This is a genomic window from Marivirga sp. (assembly GCF_035704835.1).
Lineage (GTDB): Bacteria > Bacteroidota > Bacteroidia > Cytophagales > Cyclobacteriaceae > Marivirga.
This window is the reverse complement of sequence record NZ_DASSWQ010000086.1, coordinates 84,058-95,791: the sequence shown is the minus strand read 5'-3', so window position 1 is coordinate 95,791 and position 11,734 is coordinate 84,058. Positions and strand designations below refer to the sequence as shown.

Annotated in this window: 12 protein-coding genes; 5 read left to right on the top strand and 7 right to left on the bottom strand. The window is 36.0% G+C overall.

The genetic code is table 11. The annotated features are described in order from the left end of the window. Positions 1–180: 180 nt before the first annotated feature. Positions 181–924 carry a DUF6567 family protein gene (locus VFM92_RS15570; RefSeq protein ID WP_325123153.1) on the top strand — a complete coding sequence of 248 codons (744 nt, stop codon included), beginning with the start codon at positions 181–183 and terminating at the stop codon, positions 922–924. Positions 925–994: 70 nt separating this feature from the next. On the opposite strand, the gene VFM92_RS15565 is transcribed toward VFM92_RS15570, so the two are convergent. The 3 genes from VFM92_RS15565 to VFM92_RS15555 all read right to left on the bottom strand — a co-directional run bounded on the left by VFM92_RS15565 (position 995) and on the right by VFM92_RS15555 (position 3,855). Then, on the bottom strand, positions 995–2,047 hold the full coding sequence (locus VFM92_RS15565; protein ID WP_325123152.1) for a maleylacetate reductase: 1,053 nt from the start codon (positions 2,045–2,047) through the stop codon (positions 995–997). A 90-nt stretch (positions 2,048–2,137) separates the two neighbouring features. Then, on the bottom strand, positions 2,138–2,917 hold the full coding sequence (locus VFM92_RS15560; RefSeq protein ID WP_325123151.1) for an IclR family transcriptional regulator domain-containing protein: 780 nt from the start codon (positions 2,915–2,917) through the stop codon (positions 2,138–2,140). A 74-nt stretch (positions 2,918–2,991) separates the two neighbouring features. Beyond that, on the bottom strand, positions 2,992–3,855 hold the full coding sequence (locus tag VFM92_RS15555) for an intradiol ring-cleavage dioxygenase (protein WP_325123150.1): 864 nt from the start codon (positions 3,853–3,855) through the stop codon (positions 2,992–2,994). Positions 3,856–3,947: 92 nt separating this feature from the next. Here VFM92_RS15555 and VFM92_RS15550 point away from each other — a divergent pair, with 92 nt between their 5' ends. From VFM92_RS15550 to VFM92_RS15535, 4 genes are all read left to right on the top strand, one after another. Further along, positions 3,948–5,699, top strand: coding sequence for an FAD-dependent monooxygenase (locus tag VFM92_RS15550; protein WP_325123149.1), 1,752 nt, complete (start codon positions 3,948–3,950; stop codon positions 5,697–5,699). 4 nt (positions 5,700–5,703) lie between these two features. Then, positions 5,704–7,047, top strand: a complete 1,344-nt coding sequence (locus VFM92_RS15545; RefSeq protein ID WP_325123148.1) for a 3-oxoacid CoA-transferase — start codon at positions 5,704–5,706, stop codon at positions 7,045–7,047. Between the two features lie 98 nt (positions 7,048–7,145). After that, positions 7,146–7,373 (top strand): hypothetical protein, encoded by a 228-nt coding sequence (locus tag VFM92_RS15540; RefSeq protein ID WP_325123147.1) that lies wholly within the window; start codon positions 7,146–7,148, stop codon positions 7,371–7,373. Then, positions 7,370–7,726, top strand: coding sequence for a type II toxin-antitoxin system PemK/MazF family toxin (locus VFM92_RS15535; protein WP_325123146.1), 357 nt, complete (start codon positions 7,370–7,372; stop codon positions 7,724–7,726). The genes VFM92_RS15540 and VFM92_RS15535 overlap by 4 nt, the downstream gene beginning before the upstream one ends. A 177-nt stretch (positions 7,727–7,903) precedes the next feature. Here the strand turns inward: VFM92_RS15535 and VFM92_RS15530 are convergent, their stop codons facing one another. From VFM92_RS15530 to VFM92_RS15515, 4 genes are all read right to left on the bottom strand, one after another. Beyond that, positions 7,904–8,878, bottom strand: coding sequence for a VOC family protein (locus VFM92_RS15530; RefSeq protein ID WP_325123145.1), 975 nt, complete (start codon positions 8,876–8,878; stop codon positions 7,904–7,906). Between the two features lie 105 nt (positions 8,879–8,983). After that, positions 8,984–9,565, bottom strand: coding sequence for a Crp/Fnr family transcriptional regulator (locus VFM92_RS15525; RefSeq protein ID WP_325123144.1), 582 nt, complete (start codon positions 9,563–9,565; stop codon positions 8,984–8,986). A gap of 85 nt (positions 9,566–9,650) precedes the next feature. Continuing rightward, complete coding sequence (locus VFM92_RS15520) at positions 9,651–9,989, bottom strand: nucleotide pyrophosphohydrolase (protein WP_325123143.1); 339 nt, start codon at positions 9,987–9,989, stop codon at positions 9,651–9,653. 88 nt (positions 9,990–10,077) lie between these two features. Further along, positions 10,078–11,715 carry an amidohydrolase gene (locus tag VFM92_RS15515; RefSeq protein ID WP_325123142.1) on the bottom strand — a complete coding sequence of 546 codons (1,638 nt, stop codon included), beginning with the start codon at positions 11,713–11,715 and terminating at the stop codon, positions 10,078–10,080. Positions 11,716–11,734 lie beyond the last annotated feature (19 nt).

The following is an 11,734-nucleotide window of genomic DNA, read 5'->3' as shown; positions in this document are numbered from 1 at the left end:
TATACAACTATTTAAACAAAAGAAGGTTTAAAAAATTTGCAATATGTTCCTGAAGAAGGAGTACACAATTAATTAACATAAAAGTCTTTGTAACCTACTGTCAAATGTATATTATTGTTAAATAATACTTGCATACAGTTCCCAATCTAAAAAAAGAAACTCAACCTTAACCTGTAAAAGATGAAAGCATACAATCTAAATTTCTTATTCTTATTAATTGCATTTATTACTTCAAGTTGCTTTTCTATTAATCAAGGAAACATTAGTTCAAATGTTGTAGAGTCAAACCTTACATACAAAGAAACTGCAATGGGCCAGGCAAGCTCCATTATAATTTTAGGATTTGGTGCAAGTAAAAGAAACGATTTAGTGAACAAAGCAAAACGTGACTTAGAAGCTAAACGATTTCTAGCTCCTAACGAGCGCTATATAAATTATGTAATTGATAAGAAAACGACTTATTATTTTGGGATAGTAATCAAGCAAATATTCACCGTTCATGCAGATATAATCGCTTTAAATCAAGAAGAGGATAATCCGATGAGTCGCGAATTTAAAGAAAACTATTTAGTACAATCTCCGAAAGATATTAAGATATTGGGTCCGATTGCAATAGGAAAATACTGGCACTTTGTAAAGCAAAATGACCCAATTTATTTAGCAGATGGAACCAAAGCTCTAATAAATGATCTTACTAAACGCAAAGCTACTATCTTTTATATTTCGGAAAATGCATACAAAAAAAAGACAGTAAATATTTCAGAAATATTTTTTGAAGTGAATTCAAATAATCTTGCTGCACTAAAAGAAGATTTGGTAGATGTAAATGAAAAAGGAGAGGTAATTGCATTTAGTAAAAATAAGATTTTAGTAAAATCTGAAGATCAAAAATTTAAAGTAATAGATCAGCCTTCAAGTAAGTGAAAAGGTTATAATTTTAGCGAAAATGATAATAGTATAGTTGAAAATAAAAGATTTGAACATAGATTTCAATCTATCCCTCCAAACTCCCCTCATAAGCTTGATGAAGCATATCCACTAATTTACTTTTATCAAGTGGCGCTACGTTTTCATAAGGTTTAGCCAAAACTGTCTCCACTGCTTTATCAATATCTTCCTTTTTAAAGCCAATGCTTTTCAAATCGGTTGGTCCACCTGCTTTTGCAGAAAGTTCTTGGAGCTTTTGAGCTGGCTCATGACCTAAAACTTGCCTAAAATCGCTTTTAATGTCATCGGATAAAGAATCCCATTGATAATTTAATACAAAGGCTTGCAAAACGGTGTGAACATAAGAATGCTCTAATTTGAAAGTCCCACCTAAAACATGAGCCATTTTATGATGCAATGACATACTAACTTCACACAAACATTTTCCTGCTAAATAAGCTCCAAATTGAATATCGATATTGGCTTGTTCGGTCAGACTTTGTTCACGTGCAACTTCCTCCAAACCCGACTTAATTTTTTCAACTCCAAGCAAGGCGTGATGGCGGGTGACTGGATTTCCATTTGGTGCATAGATTGCTTCCATCAAATGCGCCATTGCATTCATTCCACTAGTAACGGCCAGACTTAAAGGTAAGCCTGCGGTTAAATCTGAGTCATAAACCACTACTTTCGGCATAACATCCATAGATTTACCAGTGGTTTTTCCTTCTTCGGTGCTAATACCCCAAATATTGGTTTGCTCTGAACCAGCATAGGTTGTAGGAACTGCTACTATGGGTAATTTTGTCTCTAAGGCTAAAGCTTTAGCCAAACCTATGGCTGAACCTCCACCAAAAGCCAGCAAGACGTCAGGCTTTTCTTCTTTCAATTTTATCATCGCCCTATCCACCAAATCCTTTGGTACATGCTGAATAATTTCTGGGAAATAATAAAGTCTATCCGTGCCTAACGCATTGCTTACAGTATTAATCTGAGAAGCCCAGCGCTCCTCTCCCATTGCCATTACTTTTTTGTAATCCTTTACTATTTTAGGCAATTCTGATGTTTTGCCTTTTCCGAAAAAAACTTGATTAGGATATGATGTATATGTAAAGTTCATGATTTATAATTTATGTATCTTAGGTAGTTTAGTTAAGTGTTTTTTTAAAAGCTTTATCCTTCTCCAAATAGAGAAGGAAATTTGTCTTAACTAAACTGATTTATGTATTGCATTTTCTATTTGAGCTACTGTACTTTTTAAATGAGGAAGGAATTTCTCCAACATTTCATCTTTGCTTACTCTGCTGGCGTGCCCGCTAATGTTCAAAGCAGAAATGGTTTTGCCGTACTTATCTTTAATAGGACAAGCAATAGAACGAACACCTATTTCTAATTCTTGGTCAGCTAATGCCCAGCCTCTTTCTTTTACCAATTGAACGCGTTCAATTAGCTTTTCAGAATCAGTAATCGTATTGGGCGTTAGTTGCTCTGCTTTAACTCCTCTTAAAAACTCTTTCATTTCTCCATCTGGCAAGCCAGCTAATAATACCCTACCCATTGAAGTTGCATAAACAGGTAAGCGAGTTCCAACCCCTAAAGAAATTGTCATAATTCTATTGGTTTGGACCCTGGCTACATACACGATATCATAGCCATCCAAAACAGACATAGAACAAGATTCATTTACCTCATCAGCCAAAGTTCTTAAATAAGGTTTGGCCAACTCCTGAAAGGGCAAAGCTGATAAATAAGAATAACCAAGTGTCAGTACTTTTGGACTCAAACTAAACTGCTTGCCATCCTCAGTCTGCACAAAACCTAAATATTGGAGCGTCAACAAAATCCTTCTTGCATTGGCCCTAGTCAAATCCACTTTTTTGGAAACTTCCGTTAAGGTCATTTTATCATTTTCTGCATCAAAGGCTGCTATCACTTTTAACCCTTTTTCAAGTGATTGTACAAAGTCTGATTTTTTAATAGTTGGCTCCATGATGCAAATATGCAGATTTAAGATGAATTAGGTTTTAAATTACCATGGTATATACCATTTAAAAAATACACTTGTTATTTCTTAGCTAACTTAAAATCGTATTCCACATCGCAAAAAGTAGATTTGAATCCCCATTTCTTGGCATCTTCTTTATTTTCATTCAATGGAAAATCCAGAATTAAGGATTCCTTTACCCCGAATACCGCATCAGAATCTAAATATTCATCACCTTCCACGAAAATATGAGTAATTAAAGTCTGGAAACCTTCAGCTTCAATCCAGAAGTGAATATGAGCTGGTCGCATCGGGTGTCTGCCCGCAGCTCTCAAAACTTCACCAACAGGGCCATCAGTTGGTACTGGATAAGGAGACGGCTTTATTGATTTAAACCAAAACTCACCCGTTTCATCTGTTGTGAAAATTCCTCTCAAATTCATTTCAGGCTGGCTGGAATCTTGAATATCATAAAATCCATCATCATTGGATTGCCATACATCTATTTTTGCATTTTTGATTGGGTTTCCGCTTGGGTCTAATATTTTTCCACGGAATAAGGCAGGCTCTCCCGTTTCCAACTCCTTGCCTCTGGCAATGTTATCACCCATCTTCATTTCCATCGCTGGCGCATGAAAAGGACCCGTTACGGTAGTTTCAGTTGCTTCTTGTTGGGTTCTATGATTGATAGCATCTACCAACATGGAAACACCCAACACATCAGATAATAAAATGAACTCCTGTCTTTTATCATCGCATTTTTTACCTGTACGAGTCAGAAAATCAATGGCTTTAAACCATTCCTCCTCTGTAGGTTCTAAATCTTTTATGAAAGCGTGAAGATGTTTAATAAGCTTAGTCAATACTTCCTGACTCCTTTTATCATCGCTTTTAATTCGCTCTAAAACGATATCAGTTAAATTTTCTTCGGTTAAATTCCTCATGACATTTTTTTTTGTAAACAATAATTTTGTAGTATTGTTTTATTATTAAACAAATGTACGACATATAAACTTATCTACAAAAATATTTAGTTATGGCGAATCCAAAATATGAAACCGATGTCCTGATAATTGGTAGTGGTCCTGCAGGTTCTACTACTTCTGCACTATTGAGTAAATATGGCGTTAAAAATATGGTAGTCACTAAATATGGCTGGCTGGCAAATTCTCCACGAGCTCATATTACCAATCAGCGAGCGATGGAAATATTTAGAGATTTGGGCATAGAGGAGGAAATCATCGAAAAAGCTGTGCCTCATGAATTAATGGGAAATAATGTATTCTGTACAAGTTTAGCAGGTGAGGAATTAGGAAGGTTATATTCATGGGGAAACCACCCCAACCGTATGGCCGATTATACTTTAGCTAGTCCAACGAAAATATGCGATATTCCGCAAAATCTGGTAGAACCTATTATTGTTGGAGCAGCCGCCACTAATGGTTCTAAATATAAATTTGATACGGAATATCTAAGTCACGAGCAAGATGAAACTGGCGTAACCATACTTTGTAGAGACAGACTTTCCGATGAAGAATTTACCATTAGAGCTAAATATCTGGTCGGTGCAGATGGTGGAAATAGTAAGGTAGCAGAAAACCTAAACTTACCTTATGAAGGTGAAATGGGAGTGGGCGGCAGTATGAATATTGTTTTCAAAATGGATTTGACCAAATATGTGGCTCACAGGCCGAGTGCCCTCTACTGGGTGATGCAACCTGGTTCCAACGTAGGTGGAATAGGAATGGGGCTGGTTAGAATGGTAAGACCTTGGAATGAATGGCTAATTGTTTGGGGTTATGATATTAATGATGGTCCACCAGAAGTAAATGATGATTTAGCCAAAGAGATTGCCATTAAATTGGTTGGGGATGACAGCATTCCCATCGAAATCCTGCAAACTTCCACCTGGACAGTAAACCATTGCTATGCCACCAAAATATCTGATAGAAAAGTATTTTGTATGGGAGATGCTATTCACAGACATCCGCCATCAAATGGTTTAGGTTCTAATACTTCTATTCAGGATGCTTTTAATTTAGCCTGGAAATTAGCCATGGTAGTTAAAGGAGAGGCAAAGGAAAGTCTATTGGAATCATATGAGGCAGAACGAGCTCCAATTGCCAAGCAAATTGTGGATAGAGCTAATAAAAGTATAGAAGAATTTGGGCCTATTTTTCAATCATTAGGTTTAGGAGATAATATAGAACCTCAGCAAATGAAAGCCAATATGGCCAAATTGAAGGATAACAATCCTACTTCAGAACAGCAGAGGGAGGATTTGAGAAAAGCTATTGCATTGAAATCTTATGAATTTAACTGCCATGGAGTAGAATTAAATCAACGATATGCATCCAAGGCTATAGTTTCAGACAATACCGCTGAAGAAGAATATTTGAGAGATCAAGAATTATATTATCAGGCCTCCACAAGACCAGGCGCACATTTGCCGCATGTTTGGTTAGGTGATAATGGACATCGAATTTCCACCTTAGACGTAACAGGAAAAGGTAAATTGACCTTATTTACGGGAATTGGTGGAGAGGACTGGATAAAAGCAGCTCAAGAATTAAGTAAATCTTTGAATGTAGCAATAGAAACGGTACAAATTGGCCCAGACCGAGATTATGCAGATTTATATGGAGAATGGGCTGAAGTTCGAAATATCAAAGATTCAGGCTGCCTGTTAATCAGACCTGACTTTCATATTGCTTTTAGAGCAAAAGAGGTCATCCAACACTCAAAAGAAGAATTAAAGAAAGCACTTAATCAAGTCTTAGGACTTTAATAATATGAAGAAAGTTCCCATTATATCAGCGCAAGAGGCTGCACAGAAAGTAAAAAATAACGATACCATTTTATGCGGAGGATTCGGTATGACAGGTGCACCTGTTCATTTATTACATGCTCTCGCTGAAACTTCTACTAAAGACTTAACCTATATTGGCAATAATGTAGGAGAGCCAGGTTTAGGTGGCGATAGATTATTAACTAATGGACAGCTTAAGAAAATGATTGGCTCCTATTTTACCAGCAATCCAAATGCAGTAAAATGGGCTCAAGATGGCAAGGTAGAATATGATTTATTGCCTCAAGGCACATTAGGTGAAGCTATTCGCGCAGGGGGAATGGGTATAGGAGGATTTTTTACTCCTACCTCAGCAGGTACAGTCCTGGCTGAAAAAATGGAAACCAAGGTCATCAATGGTGTTGAGCAGGTTTTTGTAGAAGGAATAAGGGGAAATGTAGCCTTTATCAGAGCCTGGAAAGCAGATACATCTGGTAATTTAACTTACCGCATGACAGAGCAAAACTTCAATCCTGCGATGGCAGCAGCTTGCGATTTAGTAATTGCAGAGGTAGAAGAAATAGTTCCAGCAGGTGAATTAGACCCTAACCAAATTCATACCCAAGCTTGCTTTATAGATTTTTTAGTGGAAGCCAAACTACAGAAAGAGCATTTAGGCTCATCTGCTTCAGTAGGCAGCAAAAAAGCAGGAGAGGACAGGATGAATATTGCTGAAAGAGCATTAAAAGAATTGCAAAAAGGCGATATCGTAAATCTTGGAATTGGAATCCCCACTTTGGTAGCTGATTTGATTAAGGAAGAAGACGGCATCATTCTCCACACTGAAAATGGAATGTTAGGCGTTGGTCCTGAACCTGCGGATGGAAGTGGTGCAATGTCAAACCCTGTAAATGCTGGAAAAATTCCGGTCACTGCGGTAAAAGGAGCCAGCTATTTTGATACAGCTACTTCTTTCGGCATGATTAGAGGAAAACATGTGGATGTTGCCATTATGGGAGGATTAGAAGTGGATGAAAAAGGCAATTTAGCCAACTGGGCAGTACCAGGAAAACCGCTCTTGGGTGTTGGTGGTGCTATGGATCTAGCTTCGGGCTCTAAAAAACTCATCATCACCATGAACCATAATAATAAAGATGGCAGCCCGAAATTGGTAAAATCATGTGAGTTACCCATTACCGCTATGAATGCAGTAGATATGGTCATCACCGATAAAGCTGTTTTTAAATTAAGTAAATCTGGTTTTGAATTAGTAGAATTGATGCCAGGTGTAAGTTTGGAAGAAGTGGAGAAAAGTACTGGGGTTGAGTTTCTCAATCGGTTGAAATAGATAGTACTTTTAAAAATAATAATGGTGAACCAGAATTCTAAATAATGAGATTGAACTGACTTTTGTGAAATTCCGTTTAATTATTTAAATTTCATGAAATGAAAACATTTAAAAAGAAATATAAGGTAAAGGATAATCAACTTATAATTGATTTACCACGAACTTTTGAAGATATCTCAAGTGTAATTGTTACTATAGAAGAAGACATGAATGACCATCAGAAAAAAATAAATATGATGAGAAAAGCTTCTAAAGACCCATTATTTATGTCTGATATCAAGGAAGTTAATGACGACTTCAGATTTGCCGATTCAGATGCATTATGAAATATTCCAAATGGTCAATATTTAGAGCAAATTTAGACCCTGTAGTAGGTTCAGAACAGGGTAAATCTAGGCCTGTTTTGATAATAAGTGAAGATTACATAAATGACTCTCTAAATGTGGTAAACGTAATCCCAATCACCAGTAGGAAAAAAGGAAGAAATATTTATCCGAATGAAGTTTTATTAATTGATAATAACTATGGAATTGAAAAGGAATCCATATTATTATGTCATCAGATTCGCTCTATCGATAAAAAAAGACTGTCGAAGGAATATGGTTCTATACAAGATGATAAAACCAAAAATGAAATCTTTGATGCTATCATTTTTCAATTCGGAATCCCACTTTCATAATTCTATTTGAAACATTCCTGTCCGCTTCTTTCACATCTCTTACCTATTTTAAAATCACAAGTAATCCAATATTCGAATTTTAAGAAGATTTCTTCCAAATAGATATAAAAAAAGCATATCCCGAAACTCAGTCAGGATATGCTTTCAAAAAACTCACTTTTTTCAAAGTCTTATTAATTAATCTTTCAAATAATGAGGCACAGTAATTTTTTCTAAAGGCTTAATCAATTCTTCTCTTCTGTTCTCAAAGAAAGGAGGTAGTAACAACTCATGACCTAATAAATCTTCTGGTTCATCTACTGCAAACCCTATATCAGAAGTTGCAAATTCAAATAGCTGACCACCTGGCGTTCTGGTATAAATAGAGTGGAAATAGTTTCGGTCCTTGATTTCAGTTACATCAGTGTAGCCAGTTCCCTCGATGTATGCCTTCAATTCAGCACTTTGCTCATCGTTTGCAGTGGCAAAAGCAATATGATGCGGAATTCCTACTCCAAATGTCCAACTTCCTTGTGGTAAATCTGGTTGATGATGCAATTCAATCACTCTTCTTGCTCCACCGTTTTTAATGTGATAACGATGGTATTGACCTTCCTGACCAACTTTATTAAAACCTAAAGTTTCCGTTAAATACTTATCCATCATTTCTACTTCTCTGACGGATAAAACTGCACTATGAAGACCTCTGATTCCATTTTCTTTAGAGATTTCCTCTGTTTGCCATGCATTTCTATTGTCATTGGCATCTCCAAAAACGCCAATACCAACTCCAGATGGGTCTTCGAAATGGATTATTTTCTGACCAAATCGCTCTAAAATACCTGAATTTTTCACTTTATGTTTATCCAAATGCTCTTTCCAGAATGGAATTGCATCAGGATGAACTGAGAAGCCTGAAATTTCAATTTGTCCAGAACCTTTTTTTCCGTAAACTCCTGCTTTTTTGAAAGGGAAAGTAGTCCATACCGAACCAACTTCTGCATCAGCATTGGCATAATATAAATGATATACACTGGCAGAACCATCAAATAAAACTGTTTGCTTAATCATTCGCATCCCCATCACCTGGGTTACGAAATCAATGTCTTCCTGGGCGCTTCCAACACTCACCGTTAAGTGGTGCAAACCCGTAATATATTCGTTCGGATTCATAGTAGTAAAATTTTAATTTATAACAGTGAATTTAACCAAAGAAGATAGAGGTTGTTCTACTATTTAAACAAATGTTTACTATATGAACTTAAATCTTAACTTAGTTTAAGATTGTGCCAATTTACGCTTCAGTTTACTTAAGAATTCTGGAGTAATGCCCATATAAGAGGCAATATATTTTTGAGGTACTATTAATTCCAGACGAGGATGAAGCTTAACAAATTCCAAATATTTTTCTTCTGCAGTAAAGGAAATATTCCTGATAATCCGCTTTTGATGACTGATTAAAGCATTTTGAAATAGCTTCCTGAAATAACTTTCGAAAGCTGGGTGTTTTTGATTAAGGTCTTCAAAATCTTCTTTACTTAGTAGATAAACCTCAGAAGGAGTTAAAGCTTTGATAGCATAATTAGAGGGATGTTGATTAAAAATTGCATCTAAATCACCAGTCCACCACATTTCCTGACCAAATTGAATGGCATGAACATGCTCATTTGGGTCTTTAAAATAGGTCATCAAACAACCGGTTTTAATTAAAACAAAATGAACAGAATATTCACCGTTTCTAATGAGGTGTATGTTCTTTGGTAAAGATTTTAATTTAGCTTTTTCAAAGAAATAGTCTAAGTGAGCAGAACTTAAACCTGCTTTCTCTTTTAAATATTTCGCTACTTCATCTTGAGTCATTTTAGCTTATATTTTTCCAATACAACTCAATCTAAGGATAATTTGGAAATCAGTATTCACTATTCTGATGACTAGCAAAATCATTTTACTTTAATTTTTCATTATCCTTATGTCTATCCTTATCTCGATTGGTTTTCTTTTCAATATTTTTCTGCAAAGCATCCGTCAAGTCAACTCCTGTTTGATTTGCCAGACAAATCAATACCCAAAGCACATCCGCCATTTCATCTCCCAAATCAGCATTTTTATCACTTTCTTTGAAGGACTGCTCACCGTATTTTCGAGCCATAATTCGAGCCAACTCTCCTACCTCTTCAGTCAAAATAGTCATGTTGGTCAGCTCATTAAAATAACGAACACCAATGGTTTTAATCCATTCATCGACTTGCTTCTGAGCTTCTGCTATGGTAATGTCTTTTTTCATCAATAGGGCCTTTTAGGCATTAAATGAGAATCTAACTTATTGTTCTGACTGTAAGTATCAACACGAAACTAAGTCTCTATTTATTTGATTATTGCAATTCATAAACTTTCTCTCCAGCAGAATGGGTCTGAATTACTTTTGTGTCTCTTAATTCCTCCACTGGAACTTCCATGATGTCTCTATCCAATATCACAAAATCAGCCCATTTTCCTTTGGCTATACTTCCTTTTTCTTTTTCTTCAAATTGACCAAAAGCTGCCCAAGAGGTCATTCCTTTTAATGCCTCTTCCCTGCTTAATGAATTCTCTGGCTGAAAACCACCCTTTGGTAAATTATTATCATCCTGTCGGGCAACTGCTGAATGGAATCCATAAATTGGATTGATATCTTCTACAGGAAAATCAGAACCCAATACCAATTTGCCATTTTGCTTCAGTAATTCTTGATAAGCATAAGCATTTTTCACTCTTTCCTCTCCCAATCTTTCATCTGCCCAATCCATATCAGAAGTAGCATGGGTTGGCTGAACAGAAGGAAGAATATTATAATCACCAAACTTACTGAAATCATTTTCCGCTAATACCTGAGCATGCTCTATTCTCCACCTTCTATCATTTTTCCCTTTTAAATATTTAGCATAAATATTGGTGATAGCTCTATTGGCTGAATCACCAATGCAATGGGTATTCATTTGAAAATCTTTAGCAAAAATCACTTTTGCCAGACTGTCAAAAACCTTGGGTTTACTTCTTAAAAATCCATAATTATTTTGATCATCTGCATAAGGTTCCAACAAACATGCGCCTCTTGAACCTAAAGCACCATCACCATAAATTTTGAATGAGCGAACATTTAGATAATCAGTTTTGTAATGTCCATTACTGAAATAGTATTCCATATTTTCAGGAGTTGGATTTATCATGGCATAAATACGCATTTTCAAAAGGCTATCTTTATGCATTTCATCCAGCAAATCAATTTGAGATTTATCCAACCCTGCTTCAGCTAAAGAAGTGATTCCTACAGCAAAACAATTATTCTGAGCTTCATTAATCAGTTCTTTTTCTTGCTCTTTATTCATTTCTGGCATTTTATCCATCAACAAATCCATGGCATTATCAATCAAAACACCACTTGGCTGCCCATCTTTCAATAATACTTCTCCACCTAAAACTCTGGTATTAGCGGTAATCCCAGCCAAATTCAGTCCTTTCTGATTCGTTAAAACAGCGTGTGCATCTACCCTTCTCAGCATTACAACCTTATCGGGAAATAGAATGTCGAGCGTGTCCTTAGTAGGAAATTTCTTGCCTTCCCAATTATTCTGGTCCCATCCTAAACCCAATAATGTCGGTTCATCTGGATATTCTTCCACATGCTTTTGCAAACGCTGAATCAATTCATTAAAAGAAGTAGTGCCGAATAAATCGACTTCACGCAATCCTTTGGCATAGCGCACAAAATGAGCGTGACCATCGATAAAACCAGGATATACAGGAGATTCCATCAAATCAATTTCTTCTTCGGCTTGATATTGATTTCGAATATCTGGAGAGCTTCCAACCGCTATAAACTTACCATCTTTGATAGCAAAAGCTTCTGCTTTTTCAAAATTTGCATTTACAGTATATACTTTTCCATTGAAATAGATAGCATCTACCTTTTCCTTGCTGGTACAAGAGGACAGAAAAATAATTAACGTTAAACTAAGTAGAAGTTTGTTCATATGTGGTTTTGATTTTTTT